Origin of the sequence: Bradyrhizobium sp. IC4060, assembly GCF_020193715.1 — a bacterium.
Taxonomy (GTDB): domain Bacteria; phylum Pseudomonadota; class Alphaproteobacteria; order Rhizobiales; family Xanthobacteraceae; genus Bradyrhizobium; species Bradyrhizobium yuanmingense.
Genome location: NZ_JADYVJ010000003.1, coordinates 229,637 through 242,868 on the forward strand (window position 1 = coordinate 229,637; position 13,232 = coordinate 242,868).

Below are 13,232 nucleotides of genomic sequence, written 5' to 3' on the forward strand. Positions count from 1 at the left end.
AGTTGTCGGCACGGTCAGGCTGCCGGGTTGCGCCAGACGATGTCGCGAATATGAATCGGCTTCGGGATCAGGCCGAGCTTGTAGAAGCGGTCGGCGACGCCCTGCTGGGTCGCAACGATCTCGTCGGTGACGGGGCCGACCACGAAGTTCGCGCGATTGGCGGCGACGGTCTGGATATCCAAGGGAACGCCGGTAATCGCGGCGAGCGATCTGGCGACCTCGTCGCGGTGCTGCTCGGCCCATTGGCCTGCCGCGGTCGTCACGTCGACGATCTGCTGCAGGATCGCCCCATGGTTCTTCGCGAACTCGCGGTTGGCGATGTAGAAGGAATTGGTCTTGGTGACCTCGCGCGCATTGATCAGGATGCGGCCGTTCTGCTTGGTCTCGCCGATCGCGAAATACGGATCCCAGATCGCCCAGGCCTCGATGCTGCCATTGGCGAAGGCGGGGCCGGCATCCGGCGGCGTCAGGTAGACCGGGGTGATGTCGGCATAGGTGAGGCCGGCCTTCTCCAGCGTCTGCACCACGACGTTGTGGGCGCTGGAGCCCTTGGTGAAGCCGATGCGCTTGCCCTTGAGATCGGCGATGTCGCGGATTGGCGAATCCTTGGGCACCAGGATGCCCTGGCCGTTGGTGATGGGCTGGCCGGCGGCGTAGACGATCGCCGCGCCCGCGGCCTGGGCAAACACTGGCGGGGAATCACCCACCGCGCCGAAATCGACGCTGCCGACGTTCATCGCCTCCATCATCGGCGGCCCCGAGGAGAACTCGATCCACTTCACCTCGATGCCTGAGGCTGCGAAATGTCTTTCCAGGGCAGCCTGCTGGCGCGCGATGACCAGCACGCCGGTCTTCTGGTAGCCGATACGAATTTCCTTCACCGCGCCTTGCGCGATCGCATGCGATGCGAACGCAGCGGCGGCCGCAGTTCCAACCGAAAGTTTCAGAAAGTCCCGACGCTGCATTCCACACTCCCGGCCGCATGTGGCCGTCATCATTCACGTATGCCGAATGATGGTGCGCGTCATCGGAAGTGTCGAGACGTCCGGGAAAATAGCGATGCGAGCACTGCGCTGCATGCCGCGCGCGTGATTAATCTTTCAAGCGGGGAAGCGAATGAGGATGGAATTTTTCTGCACGCGAATGTGAGAGCTCCACGGATTTGGTCGAGCGGTCTTTGGCGCGAAACATAAAACGCGAAAACAACCCCATGCACAGTAGACGAGACGTGCAAGATCAACGACTTACGAATTATCCGAAATTTGTTTGACCTGTCGGGCAAAACAGCGGCAGAATGGCACGATTGCAGCCTTGGGGGAGAGGCTCCTTACCGGCCTATTGCTCCCACCTCACCGGCAGATTCTGCAGCCCGCGGAAGGCCCAGCCGCCGATCCGCACCTCTTCGTCCTCGGCGAGCTCGATGCGCGAGGCCCGCGCGAACAATGTCGGCAGCGCGACGTCGGCGATCATGGCGCGCGAGGCGAAGGCGCCGGCGCAGAAATGCGGGCCCGCGCCGAAGGCGACGCTCTTGGAGGTGTCGCGCCGCACGTTGAACTGGTCCGCGCGCTCGAAATGCTTCTCGTCGCGGTTGGCGGAGCCGAACATCAGGAATACGCGTTCGTCGAGCTCGAACGCCACATCGCGAATGGTCCAGGGTTTTGCGATGCGGCGCGGCGACATGCCGATCGGCGAGATCCAGCGGGCATATTCCTCGAAAGCCTGCAGCCAGGACACCTCGCCGCGCAGGACCAGATCGAGCTGGTCGGGATGGGTCAGCAGCGCCCAGACCGTGCCGGCGATCGCCTTGCGCGGCTCGTTCTGGCCGCCGGAGATGGCAAGCTTGACGTTGGCGCGCACGCTCTCCATCGGCATGTCCGAGGCGAGCAGCACGCCCAAAATGCTCTGGTCGGGATGCTTGCGCATCACCGGCAGGACGTCGTCGATCGCGGCGTCGATGCCCGCGGTTGCTGCATGACAGCGCGCCTCGACCTCAGGGTCGCCGGCATAATTGGCGATGCCTTCGATCATGCCTTGCGACCACGCGTCCATGTCCTGAAAGCCGATATTGGTAAGGCCGGTGATCGACTTCAGGCATTCGCCGGAGAACGGCAGCGCGAAGTCGCGCATGAGATCGATCCGGCCCGGTTCGAGTGAAGCGATGATGCGATCCGCATGGGCCTGGAACTGTGCGGTCCAGTAGCCCTTCACCGTCTTCGGTGAGACCGTCGGAAACATCGCCCGGCGCTCGACGAGATGCGCCTCGCCATCCTTGCGCATCATGTTGTGGCCCATCAGCCGGTTCATCAGGCCGGCGGGCTGGTGCGAGGAGAACACGTCGATCTGCTTCTCCGAGATCGAGATGTCGTCGCGGCTCGTCAGCAGCGTCGAGCCGAGCTGCGGCACGAAGGCGATCGGCGCCTCCTTCCGCATCTTGGCGAGCATCGGATAGGGGTCGGCCCAGAAGGCAGCCGGGTCGATCTCGATGCGCGGCGCGGTGCTCAAGCTTCGCTCCCTTGTCGTCTCCTCGATGCCGAGGCTAGCGCCTTTCAGTTGCCGCCGTCTGTCCCCATGGATTGGGACAGGCGGGCCAAAAGCTGCCTTTGTCTGCTTTCAACTCAGATGGCAGCTCCGGCCAGCAAGAAAGCGCCGCCAAGCGCGACCATCACAAGTCCAGGCCAGTTCGATTTGACGCCGAAACCGCTACCGGGCCTTTCAGGCTCCAGCGTGTCACGTCCGGAGCGAAGCCACTTCCCACCACTGAATCGACCTCGCCAAATGGGCTGAAACGCCATTTGGAGTACGCCGCCGAAAACAAGGAGCACTCCAAGCCATATGAGGATCATGCTCGCCTCCTCTACCCGCGAACGCCGATAGGTTGATGCGCCGAGAACCGTGGTCCATTCAGCGCTGCCCCCGGCTTACGGGATCAGACCGACCTTGAAAGCCGCCGGGACAACCTCTGACCTGTCAAATAGTTGATATATGGACATGATTTCTGCTAGCCGTCCATCCGGGCCGGCTTGGGAAATAGTAGCAATTGGTTCCGCCGAAGCGGATTGGTATCAAGGGCCTTGGGCGGGCGAAGCACGAAGGCTGCTGCAGAAATGCACGCCGCGCGTCTGAAAGATCGGTCGAATCTGATGGGTCCAGCGCAGCAATGACGGGCATCGATTTCGAGCAGATCGTGGACCGCATCCACGAGGCAGCGACCGTTCCGGAGCTCTGGCCGGACGTCCTGGAGAACATCGCTCATGCCGCGGGCGCGCATGGCATGGTCATGATCACCTCGGACTCCGATCAATGGTCCGGTGTCTGGAATGGTGTCGTGACGTCGCCGTCGATCCGCGAGGCTTTCTCGGCGTTCCTGCGTGGCGACCTCTCCAGCCGGACGGAGACGACCCCGCGACTCCTGGCGCTTGATCACCCCGGCTTCGTCGGCGAACACGAGGCATTTTCGCCGGAGGAATGGGAGCGCGATCCCTATCGGGTGGAATGGAACAAGAAGTGGGGCTTCGAACACGCCTGCGCGACGGCGGTCCGCAGCCCGTCCGGTGAGATCATCGTCTTCCACATGGAAAGACTGGCCGGCCGCCCCGCCTTTTCGCGGCAGGATCTCGATTTTCTCGACCGCTTTCGCCCCCATCTCGCGCGGGCGGCTTTGCTGTCGACACGCTGGCGCCTCACCCGGATGCGGGCGGCAACCGAGGCGCTGTCGCTGGTCGGCTTGCCGGCCCTCGCGATCACGCGCTCCGGGCGGGTTCTGACCGCCAACGCCTTGATCGAAGCCATGACTGACCTTCTGCAATGGTTGCCGAAGGACCGGATCGCGATCAAGGACCGGGCGGCCGACACCCTGCTGCGCGCCGGCCTCACCCAACTCGATGTGCCGGACAAGGCCGTGTGCTCCTTCGCCGCGCGTCGCGCCAGCGATCTCGATCGGGTGGTGCTTCATCTCGTGTCGATGCCTGGCGAAGCCCGCGATCTCTTCGATGGGGCGGTTGGCCTCCTCATCGCAACGCCGGTCGCCGCCTCGCAGGCACCGAGCCTTGCCCTCATTCGTGGCCTGTTCGATCTCACCCCGAGCGAGGCGCGCGTTGCGCGCGGAATTGCGCAAGGACAGACGATCGGCGACATCGCCGCGCATCACGGGCTCAGCCGCGAAACCATCCGCACGCAGGTCAAGGCCGTCCTCGCCAAGACGGGAACGCGGAACCAGAAGAGCGCAGCCGCCCTCTTCGGCGCGATCCCCAAATTACCGCTGAGAGATTGACGCCGGACTTGTCCGGTGGCGTGCGTCGGCAGGGACAAGCTTCGCTTCACCCAAATGGGTGAAGACACAGGCCGGCGCTCCGGGTTCAACTCCGCCCAAATTGGATGTCTGGCGAGAAGCGGCGGCGATGGCGGGACCGGAATTTCCGATTTTCGAAGTGACCCTGGCGCAGCGCAGGCGCAGGACATGGAGCTGGAGCGTCTGCACCATTCAAGGCGCGGTGGTGATGCAGGGCCGGGAAGCCAGTCGACCCGCAGCAAAGTACCAGGCCGAGAGAGCGCTGTTCATGCTGCTGCTCACCGCGCCCTATCGTTCCCGACTTTCCGCATAGCAAGGGGGCTCCTCGAGCGCTGCAGGGTTGCCGACGCCTTAGTTCAGCTGGCGCGTCAGCAGGCGCAGCACGATCGCAAACAATTCGCTCTGCGAGGAGATGCCGAGCCGCTCATAGGCGCGCTTGCGGTAGGTCAGGATCGAATGCAGGCTGATGCCGAGCGCCTGCGAAATCGCCTCCGAGCTGAAGCCTCCGAGGATATGGCGGCAGACCTCCTGCTCGCGCAGGGTGAGCGCGGAGAGCGGCTTGCGCGTCGCGAACAGGGACGCAAGATCGGACGTCGGCTTCTCCTGGAAATGGCGGGCGACGCTGGCTGCGATCGCCGGTGCGATCGCCCCGAGCCGCTCGCGCTGGGCGGCGCTGAAGCGGCCCTGCGCGGCGATCCGATAGAAGTTGACGTAGAAGCAGGTGTCACCGGTCCAGATCGCGGTCGCACATTTGTCGACGATGCCGGAATCCTGGAAGAAGATCTTGCGATAGCGCGCGCCGTACATGCGCGGCGCGAAGCGAGGCAGCATGATCGGCGCGCCGCCCTCGCCTTCGAACAGCGCATCGCGGTTGGGATCCGTTTCGTGGAACTGGCCGGCATAGGCGGCGCCGAGATCGGCGCCGATCGGGATGTTGCCGGCATCGAGCAGGCAGCTTGCCGCGCCTGCCCGGCTCAGCGCGAACACCATGCAATGGCCGACATCGGCCTGCCGGCGCAGCGTGTCGATGAGCACATCGGGAAAATCGGAGCGGCCGATGGCGAGCACCGCGGGCGTGACATCGCCGGCCGACGGATGAAAGGTTGTCCCGTTGGGTCGCACCGTATTCCTCCGCAAGACGCTCTTTTGCGAGAGGATAGCAGCAACGGAATCTTACCGGAAGCGCTCACGAGCACCGCCCAAGGCCGCTCGGCTGTTGCAGACACCATTGGCGGGTCTCACGCTGCGCCTCCCCCTTCGAGACGGCATCGTCGCGATTTTCTCAGATGAGGCTTATCCGATGGCCCCACCGAGTCACTTCACCCTGTGCCTGAAAGCAATCTCGCGCAGATGACTGAAAAGCTTTGAGAGCCGCTTCAAGCGCTCACTGACCAGCGCGCAAAGAAGCATCAGCCACGTTGCGAGCGCGACACACCACAACAGAAATTCCAATGCTGCGGGCATGAGGGCACCTTTCGAAACGAGTTGCGAAACAAAGGCGGGGCACTGATGCTCGGTTAAAAACGCGAGCGCTGCGTCTGCGTTATCAGCCTTTATGGCCTCTCGCGCTGCCGCGATCATGATCGCCTCCGCTGCCGACCGCATTCGAAGGCTATTACGACCTCCTGAATTGCACTAGAATTAATGCTGAAAGTCACAATTCCATTTCGGGGAATGATCCGATGGACAGGCTCGATGAACTTGCGACATTCGTCGCGATAGTTGAGGTTGGAAGTCTGGTAGGCGCAGCAAAGCGATTGAAGCGTTCGCCTCCCGCGGTCACTCGCGCGCTTGCGGCCCTCGAGGAAAGGGTCGGAAGACGATTGGTGGAGCGAACAACCCGCCGCCTTGCACCGACGGATGCCGGACGCCACTTTGCTGAGCGCGCCCGCGAGCTGGTCAACGGCTACTCGACCGTCATGAGCAGGCTTGTCGAGACGGAGGGGGCTCCGCTGCACGGTATCCTGCGAATAGCCGCTCCCACCATCTTCGGACGCCGTCATGTCGCTCCGATCGTATCGAGCTTCCTTGACGCTCATCCGGCGATCCGTATCGAGCTCGTCATGGGCGAAAGATCGCTCGACCTGATCAGTGAAGGCATCGATGTTGCGGTCAGGATAGGTCAGCCGCGCGACTCGCGCCTCGTCGTCAGATCAGTGGGGTCGGTCCGTCGCGTCCTGGTCGCCAGCCCTTCGTACTTGCGCAGGCAACCTGAGCTTCGACATCCGCGAGACATACCGAAGCACGATGTCGTGTTCTTTTCCGGATTTGCGGGGCCGACCGAACTGCGTTTTCAGAATCGAGGTCGCTTGCACACGGTTCGCATGATGCCGCGCCTCATGACGACAGATCTCGACACGGTCATTGCCGCCGTGACATCGGGCCAAGGCATCGCTCGACTGTTATCCTATCAGGTCGAAGCCGAGATTTCGTCAGGCAAGCTCGTGCGTCTTCTTCCGGCCTATGAGCCGCCGGCCGTACCGGTTCAAGTCGTGATTCCCGGTTCCCGGCGCACCGCACCGGCTGTGAGGGCATTCGCGGATCACGCCGCTGCGTCGCTCCGTACCCTTTCGATCATCCGCCATTGACTTCAAGGGAGCTGCGCGGGGCGGGGTGTCCGGTTCTCTGCCTGCAGCCAAACCCATCAGTTCCCCCGCGAGGAACGATTGCAGCCCCGCTTTATTGGTCCGTATCTTCAAGGCTTGATCAGGGCGTTGCCCAGGCCGCTCATCGAAGGATCAGTCGATGCGCATCCTTCTCGTCGGGGCTACAGGACTTATCGGATCGGCGATCCACGCCAGACTGTCCGCCGAAGGACATGACTGCATCTTGGTGTCGCGTCATCCCGCGGCGGCGCACGATCCTCGCCACGTCGCGCTCGACGTCGCCCGGACCACCGATGTGTCGAAATGGAAGGGCCTTCTCGCCGGCGTCGATGCCGTGATCAATGCAGCGGGTGCGCTGCAGGGACAGGACATGCAAGGCGTTCATGTCGCCGGCAGCGCGGCACTCTATGCGGCCTGCGAGACCGCCGGGGTCCGCAGGGTCATCCTGTTCTCGGCAATCGGCAGCAATGTCGATGCGCTCAGCGATTTTTCCCGCACCAAGCGCGAGGGCGAAGCCGCCTTGATGGCGCGGGAGCTCGATTGGGTGGTGCTGCGGCCTTCTGTCGTGGTCGGCCGGCCCGCCTATGGTGGCAGCGCGCTGCTGCGCGGGCTGGCGGCGCTGCCGGTTCTGCCGGTCATGCCGGACACGGCGGCGATTCAACCGGTGCATCTCGACGACGTCGTTGAGACCGTGCTGTTCTTCCTGCAGCCCGGCGCGCCTTCACGGGTCGCGGTCGATCTGGCCGGCCCGCGGCGGATCGCCTTCAGCGATGCGGTCGCGCTGTTTCGCGCCTGGCTGCGCTGGCGCCCGGCCTATCGCCTGCAGCTGCCGCGCTGGGCGGCTTCAATTGCCTATCGTGCGGGCGACGTTGCGCAGATGCTGGGATGGCCAACGCCCATCAACACGACGGCACAGGCGGAAATGCGCCGCGGTGCGACCGGCGATCCCGAGCCCTGGCGTCGATTGACCGGCACTCCACCGCGCGATCTCGAAGTCGCGCTCGCACGCGAGCCTGCGTCGGTGCAGGAACGCTGGTTTGCACAGCTGTATGCGCTCAAGCCGCTGATCTTTGGCGTCTTCGGCGCGTTCTGGATCGCCACCGGCATCATCTCGCTGAGCGCGGGCTGGAATATCGGCATGTCGTTGCTGCTTGAAGGCGGGCTGCAAGGGAACGTCGCGGCGCTCGTCGTCACCGCGGGCGCGCTCGCCGACATCGTCATCGGCATCGCCATTCTCTGGCGGCCTCTGAGCCGCTACGGACTCTGGGCCGCACTGATCATCTCGCTCACCTATGCCGTGATCGGCACCGTCCTGGTGCCACGGCTGTGGGCCGATCCGCTGGGACCGATGCTGAAGATCTGGCCGGTGATCATGCTCAACCTGGTCGCCATGGCCATCCGCGAGGATCGCTGATGCTCTACTTCCTCGTGAAGATGGCGCACATCATCGGCGCTGCCGTGCTGCTCGGCACCGGGGCCGGCATCGCCTTCTTCATGCTGGTGGCGCATCTGCGCGGCGACCCGCGCGAGATCGCGGGCGTCGCGCGGACGGTGGTGCTGGCCGACTTCCTGTTCACGGCGAGTGCCGTGATCCTGCAGCCGATCACCGGGACATGGCTCGCCTGGTCGAGCGGCTATTCCCTCGGCGACGGCTGGGTGGCGGCGTCGATTGCACTGTATCTCGTGATCGGCGCCTTCTGGCTGCCGGTGGTGTGGATGCAGATGCAGATGCGCAATCTCGCCGTCGCGGCGGTCGCGAACAACGGCAAGCTGCCCGCCCGCTATCACCGTCTCTTCTGGTGGTGGTTCGCCTTCGGCTTTCCGGCGTTCGCGGCCGTGCTGATGATCTTCTGGCTGATGATCGCCCGTCCGGCCATTCCATACTGGGATTAGGTTCGCCTTCAGGACAACCCACCTGCCTGATCACCCAACCAGAGCGAGGCGCGTGGCCACGCACCCCGCTCTCCCTCGCCTCATTTAGGGAGCCTTCACCTCGGCCCGGGCAGCTGCCGCGGCGTCCATCCCGGCCTGCTTGACCCGATCCACAATTTCGGCGCCGGTATCGCTGATTTCCGAGAAAACCGTGTCCGAGGCTTCGCGCATGGCCTGCGAGACCGCACCGGCGCGCCGGTTCAGGTCGGCCTTCACGTCGTCGCTGACGTCTCCGATATACTGGTTCTCGATCTCGGAGGCGCGGAACGCGCCTGCCACGGCCGCACCAATCGCGATGCCCACGACCCCCAGCACGAGCGGTTGCCGCTCCAGCATGTCCGCCAGTGACGACTTCGCACTCGTCACGGTGTCCTTGTTCGGAAGCGCATTGCCCAGCTTGCTGAATTGCTCCTGCGCGAAGGCGACGCCCTCGTCGAAACGATCCCGGACGCCCTCGGCGGCCTGCGAGACAGTATCGGAAGTGGCGGCGGTCGCGCCACGCGGGGTCTCCCCGAACCCTTGCGAGCTGTCGTTGTCCATTTCGGGGGCGGTCGGCGGCGCCACGGTCCGCTTGATCGCGGATGCTGCCGAGCTGAAGCCGCGCGTCCCTAAGTCGGCAACGGGTTCGACGGCCTCGGCAGCAGAACGCGCTACAGTCTTTAACTTCTGGTCGCCGGCCAATAGCCAAAGCGCGCCGCCTCCGATGAGGGCCGCGGCAAGCGGATTGTCCCTGGCGGCCGTTACCAGATTGTCGATAAAACCGGTCTTTGTGCTGCTCATCGCACCATTCCCTTCACGGTGTCCTTGTCTTTTTCCAGCTGGCCGATCGTTTCGCGGGGAGCCAGCTGACGCATATCAAGCCGGTTCATGCCCATGGCGACCAGCGCGGCGGCGATGGCCGCAGCGATGACTGCCGATGTCAGATATGACAGCGGCTGCGACCATCCTGCGGAGATCAATGCGGCGGATAGAGCGAATAAGGCCATGACGATGGCCGGGATCACCAGAACGGCGCCGCCTACGATCAAGCCGACGGCGCCGCCGATCTTCTGGAGCTTCTCGCCAACTTCTGCCTTTGCCAGGTCGATCTCGTTCTGGAACAGCTTGGCGAACTGCGACATGGCATCGCCGAGCAGCGTCGAGATTTCCCTGAACTCGCTTTTGCTGGTTTTGATATCGCGCTCGATGCTCATGGTAACGTGCTGCCCTGGAAGGATGAGGATTGTTGCGTATGGGGGTTACGGGTCCCGGACTCCCGATTCCAGTTTTGCTCTCCCGCCGAAAACGGTCTCCCGCCCGACGTTTGCCCGCTCCCCGACGTGCTGCCGGGGGTGTTGCGCTGCCCTTGGGATGACGACTGTCCGCCCGATGCCTTCAGGAAGCGAACGGCCGCGAAGCCAGCCAGCACCGATATGCCAAGAAAGGCGGCCGGCTGACGTTTGGCGAAATCGGTCGCGCCTGCGACAAGATCTCGGAAGCTTCCGTCCCGAATCTTCTGGGCGGCATCCTCGACATAGTCCGCCGCCGAACCGATGCCGCGTGCGGCGAACGGTACGTCGCTCTCGAAAGCCCGTCCGGCCTCGCGGATGTTGGCCGCGAGGCGCTCGACGAAATCGGCGCCCGATCGCTGCTGTTCGCGCGCCTGGCTCTGAATCTGGTCCATGGTTCCGTCCGCGACGCCCTTTGCTGCATCCGCGGCCTCGCCGAACTTGTCTCGCGCGACGTCGGCCGATGCCCGGAACGCATCGCCGGCGCGCTGCTTCATCTCCGCTCCGGCATCGCCGATCTGCTCTTTCATGTCCTTCGCGGTGCCCTTGTCCTGGTTCTTTGTGAACTGCTTCACGTTCTGCGGGTCCAAATCGCTCATGATGGTTTCCTTCAGGTGTTGGTTTGAGAGGGGCTAAAGGCAGCTTTGACCACGTCGTCCGCAGCCTCCTTCAGAGTGTCCGCCATGTTCTGCGTCATGCGGCTGGCATGGGTGCCGAGATCAGCATCGGCGACCCTTTGCACCGCAGCATCGGCCGCCGACGTGGTGGCGTCTTTCGCGGCCTCGAACCCGGATTGCGCCGCGGCGGCAGCAGCCTGCTTCACCTCGTCGCTCGTCCGGCCCATAACCTTAGCTTCGACCTTGGTCTCGGGAAGAGCAGCCGCAATGATGGCGCCGATCGCGATGCCCAGGCCGCCGATGAGCGCAGCATTGTCGCCAATGGCCTGCCGGGCCTGGTCAGGCGCGCTCGCCGCGGCATCCCTGGTTGCATTCATGCCACTCTTGAGCTTTTCACTCGCAAAACTGGCAGCACGCGCCGCGCTCTCCCGCAGATCGGCGGCAATGCCGGCGGCCTTCTCCTGCGCGTCATCAGCCATGCCAGCGGTTCGGCTTTGCGCGGAGGATAGCGTCTCCTTGGCGTCACCCTGCATCGCCCGTGCGCTCTCGGCCACCTCCTCAAGCATGTGCCCGGCTTTGTCCATGACCGGGGCGGTGACGTCTGCAGCACGATCGCGCACCGTCTTCGAGGTCAGAGCGAGTCCTGCGCCGATCATGAGAAGTGGCAACGGCGTACCTCGCACCAACCGAAGCAACGGAACGCCCACTGCGGCGCCGGCGGCCACTGCGCCCATCGGGTTGTCCATGATCTGTTGCTTGAGCCCTTCGACCCAGCTCTGGGTCTTGTGGCTGACGTATTCGGTGACTTCGGATTTGATGTGCTGCGGCGAGACTTTGTGGCGAATGTCCTCGGCGGTGTCCGATATCTGCTCCTTCAACCGTCCGACCGTTGCCGCCAGCTCCGCGCGGCTACGCTCGGACTCCCGTCTCAATTCCTCCACGGATCGTGTCATCGCGTTACCCTCTTGCTTTGTTTCTTGGATTTGAGGTCGAACTCACGCTGTGTTGAATCGTTCCTCGCGCCGCTTGGGCGCTTGCTGGGACGACGATATGCGTGAAGCAGCGCAAGGGAGAGCGACGTCGAGCGCCCAGCCATTGCTGGATGCAGAGAGTTCGAAAGGTCTGCTCCGGGTCAAAACGCCGCACTCCTGCGCGGCTCACCGCACCGGCTTCAGCGCCAGGAAGCAGGACCTGTCGTTGCTTACACGCTACCCCGCCGCCGCCTTCGCGGGGGCCACGTTGATCGCCAGCTTGCCGTAGCGATCGGTGAAGGCCTCGGTATCGATCTCTTCCAGCTCGATCTCGCCGCTCATCACGCCCTGCTTCCAGGCCGCCTGCGCCGGATCGTTCTGGAACTCCGGCATCACCTCGCGGCCGAACAGCTCCAGCGACTCGCAGATATGCTCGTGGCTGTTCTTGCCGGCCTGGTTGAGCAGGATGACCTGATCGATGTGCGAGGACTGGAAGCGCTTCAGCTTCTTGCGGATCGTGTCGGGTGAGCCGATCAGGCCGCCACGCAGCGCCGCCTCCTGGGCTTGCGGATTGTCGCGCTTCCACTTGTTGTACTCGTCCCACATGTTGACGGTGTAGGGCGCGGGGCGCTGGCGGCTCTGCGAAGCGCCGTAGAAGCGCAGCGCAAACTGGAAGAAGGTGGCGCCGTCGGCGCGGGCGCGCGCCTCCTCGTCGGTCTTGGCGCACATGAAGAACGAGACCAGCGCCATGTTCGGATTGATCTCGTAGTCGGCGAGCTTGTGCAGCCGCTTGGTGATGGCGTTGTAATAGGCGTGCACCCAGGCATGCGCGGCATCGGCGCTGACGAACTGGAAGCCGAGCGCACCGAAACCGTGGCGGCCGGCACGTTCGATGGTCGGCAGCTGCGAGCAGGCCATCCACAGCGGCGGGTGCGGCTTCTGCACCGGCTTGGGCACGACGTTGCGCAAGGGGATGTCGAAATATTTGCCGTGATGCTCTGAGCCTGCGTCCTTAAACATCGGGAAGATGGCCGCGACCGCCTCCTCGAACACCTCCTTCTTGGTCTCCATGTCGCGGCCGAACGGCTCCAGCTCGGTGATCGAGGCGCTCTCGCCCATGCCGAACTCGCAGCGGCCGTTGCTGAGCAAATCCAGCACTGCGACGCGCTCGGCAACCCGCGCCGGATGATTGGTGGTGAGCTGGAGGATGCCGTGGCCGAGCCGGATGTTCTTGGTGCGCTGGCTTGCGGCAGCCAGGAACGATTCCGGCGAGGGCGAGTGCGAATATTCTTCGAGGAAGTGATGCTCGACCACCCAGGCATGGTCGTAGCCGAGCTTGTCGGCGAGCTCCATCTGCGAGAGCGCATTCTGATAAAGGGCGAGTTCGTCGCCGGCCGCCCAGGGCCGCGGCAGCTGCAGCTCGTAGAAGATGCCGAACTTCATGGCGTCGCTCTCCCGCTTATTGTTGTTAACGGCATCTTAATGCGCGAGGCGACGCTGTCTACGGATGCGCAATTCCGCCACGTGGGAGACGATCCATCCTCCGGCGC

14 protein-coding genes are annotated in these 13,232 nt (G+C 63.9%); 5 read left to right on the plus strand and 9 right to left on the minus strand.

The features are described 5' to 3' along the window. Positions 1–14 precede the first annotated feature (14 nt). Both I6F16_RS12880 and I6F16_RS12885 read right to left on the minus strand, forming a co-directional pair. On the minus strand, positions 15–965 hold the full coding sequence (locus tag I6F16_RS12880; RefSeq protein WP_035999017.1) for a sulfonate ABC transporter substrate-binding protein: 951 nt from the start codon (positions 963–965) through the stop codon (positions 15–17). A gap of 370 nt (positions 966–1,335) precedes the next feature. Continuing rightward, positions 1,336–2,502, minus strand: a complete 1,167-nt coding sequence (locus tag I6F16_RS12885; RefSeq protein ID WP_035999015.1) for a cytochrome P450 — start codon at positions 2,500–2,502, stop codon at positions 1,336–1,338. A 655-nt stretch (positions 2,503–3,157) separates the two neighbouring features. On the opposite strand from I6F16_RS12885, the gene I6F16_RS12890 reads away from it, so the two are divergent. Both I6F16_RS12890 and I6F16_RS12895 read left to right on the plus strand, forming a co-directional pair. Next, the gene (locus I6F16_RS12890) at positions 3,158–4,270 is read left to right on the plus strand and encodes a LuxR C-terminal-related transcriptional regulator (protein ID WP_035999013.1); all 1,113 of its coding nucleotides are present in this window, start codon (positions 3,158–3,160) and stop codon (positions 4,268–4,270) included. A gap of 127 nt (positions 4,271–4,397) precedes the next feature. Further along, positions 4,398–4,601 (plus strand): hypothetical protein, encoded by a 204-nt coding sequence (locus tag I6F16_RS12895; RefSeq protein WP_050995847.1) that lies wholly within the window; start codon positions 4,398–4,400, stop codon positions 4,599–4,601. Between the two features lie 38 nt (positions 4,602–4,639). Here I6F16_RS12895 and I6F16_RS12900 read toward each other — a convergent pair whose 3' ends face one another. Beyond that, positions 4,640–5,410 carry a helix-turn-helix transcriptional regulator gene (locus I6F16_RS12900; RefSeq protein ID WP_225114791.1) on the minus strand — a complete coding sequence of 257 codons (771 nt, stop codon included), beginning with the start codon at positions 5,408–5,410 and terminating at the stop codon, positions 4,640–4,642. Between the two features lie 192 nt (positions 5,411–5,602). Then, on the minus strand, positions 5,603–5,869 hold the full coding sequence (locus tag I6F16_RS12905; protein ID WP_225114792.1) for a hypothetical protein: 267 nt from the start codon (positions 5,867–5,869) through the stop codon (positions 5,603–5,605). 101 nt (positions 5,870–5,970) lie between these two features. Between I6F16_RS12905 and I6F16_RS12910 the strand changes: the two genes are divergently transcribed. From I6F16_RS12910 to I6F16_RS12920, 3 genes are all read left to right on the plus strand, one after another. After that, positions 5,971–6,876, plus strand: a complete 906-nt coding sequence (locus tag I6F16_RS12910) for a LysR family transcriptional regulator (RefSeq protein ID WP_225114793.1) — start codon at positions 5,971–5,973, stop codon at positions 6,874–6,876. 157 nt (positions 6,877–7,033) lie between these two features. Continuing rightward, positions 7,034–8,308: an SDR family oxidoreductase gene (locus I6F16_RS12915; RefSeq protein WP_036022129.1), complete on the plus strand. Its 1,275-nt coding sequence runs from the start codon at positions 7,034–7,036 to the stop codon at positions 8,306–8,308. After that, positions 8,308–8,787 carry a DUF2269 domain-containing protein gene (locus I6F16_RS12920; RefSeq protein WP_225114794.1) on the plus strand — a complete coding sequence of 160 codons (480 nt, stop codon included), beginning with the start codon at positions 8,308–8,310 and terminating at the stop codon, positions 8,785–8,787. The genes I6F16_RS12915 and I6F16_RS12920 overlap by 1 nt, the downstream gene beginning before the upstream one ends. A gap of 84 nt (positions 8,788–8,871) precedes the next feature. Here I6F16_RS12920 and I6F16_RS12925 read toward each other — a convergent pair whose 3' ends face one another. The 5 genes from I6F16_RS12925 to I6F16_RS12945 form a co-directional block, all read right to left on the minus strand. Continuing rightward, complete coding sequence (locus I6F16_RS12925) at positions 8,872–9,606, minus strand: hypothetical protein (protein WP_225114795.1); 735 nt, start codon at positions 9,604–9,606, stop codon at positions 8,872–8,874. Then, positions 9,603–10,019 (minus strand): phage holin family protein, encoded by a 417-nt coding sequence (locus I6F16_RS12930; protein ID WP_036022122.1) that lies wholly within the window; start codon positions 10,017–10,019, stop codon positions 9,603–9,605. Before I6F16_RS12930 ends, I6F16_RS12925 begins: the two co-directional genes overlap by 4 nt. Further along, the gene (locus tag I6F16_RS12935) at positions 10,016–10,693 is read right to left on the minus strand and encodes a hypothetical protein (RefSeq protein ID WP_036022119.1); all 678 of its coding nucleotides are present in this window, start codon (positions 10,691–10,693) and stop codon (positions 10,016–10,018) included. The genes I6F16_RS12930 and I6F16_RS12935 overlap by 4 nt, the downstream gene beginning before the upstream one ends. An 11-nt stretch (positions 10,694–10,704) precedes the next feature. Continuing rightward, entirely contained in the window at positions 10,705–11,589 is an 885-nt protein-coding gene (locus I6F16_RS12940; RefSeq protein ID WP_345960982.1) for a DUF3618 domain-containing protein, read from the minus strand. 330 nt (positions 11,590–11,919) lie between these two features. After that, complete coding sequence (locus tag I6F16_RS12945) at positions 11,920–13,125, minus strand: LLM class flavin-dependent oxidoreductase (RefSeq protein ID WP_225114796.1); 1,206 nt, start codon at positions 13,123–13,125, stop codon at positions 11,920–11,922. Between the last annotated feature and the right edge of the window lie 107 nt (positions 13,126–13,232).

Bases quoted from the DNA above. Each gene is read 5' to 3' on its own strand.
- I6F16_RS12915 (WP_036022129.1), top strand. From the start codon at position 7,034: ATGCGCATCCTTCTCGTCGGGGCTACAGGACTTATCGGATCGGCGATC.
- I6F16_RS12890 (WP_035999013.1), top strand. From the start codon at position 3,158: ATGACGGGCATCGATTTCGAGCAGATCGTGGACCGCATCCACGAGGCA.
- I6F16_RS12895 (WP_050995847.1), top strand. From the start codon at position 4,398: ATGGCGGGACCGGAATTTCCGATTTTCGAAGTGACCCTGGCGCAGCGC.
- I6F16_RS12925 (WP_225114795.1), bottom strand. From the start codon at position 9,606: ATGAGCAGCACAAAGACCGGTTTTATCGACAATCTGGTAACGGCCGCC.
- I6F16_RS12920 (WP_225114794.1), top strand. From the start codon at position 8,308: ATGCTCTACTTCCTCGTGAAGATGGCGCACATCATCGGCGCTGCCGTG.
- I6F16_RS12945 (WP_225114796.1), bottom strand. From the start codon at position 13,125: ATGAAGTTCGGCATCTTCTACGAGCTGCAGCTGCCGCGGCCCTGGGCG.
- I6F16_RS12905 (WP_225114792.1), bottom strand. From the start codon at position 5,869: ATGATCGCGGCAGCGCGAGAGGCCATAAAGGCTGATAACGCAGACGCA.
- I6F16_RS12930 (WP_036022122.1), bottom strand. From the start codon at position 10,019: ATGAGCATCGAGCGCGATATCAAAACCAGCAAAAGCGAGTTCAGGGAA.
- I6F16_RS12910 (WP_225114793.1), top strand. From the start codon at position 5,971: ATGGACAGGCTCGATGAACTTGCGACATTCGTCGCGATAGTTGAGGTT.
- I6F16_RS12880 (WP_035999017.1), bottom strand. From the start codon at position 965: ATGCAGCGTCGGGACTTTCTGAAACTTTCGGTTGGAACTGCGGCCGCC.
- I6F16_RS12935 (WP_036022119.1), bottom strand. From the start codon at position 10,693: ATGAGCGATTTGGACCCGCAGAACGTGAAGCAGTTCACAAAGAACCAG.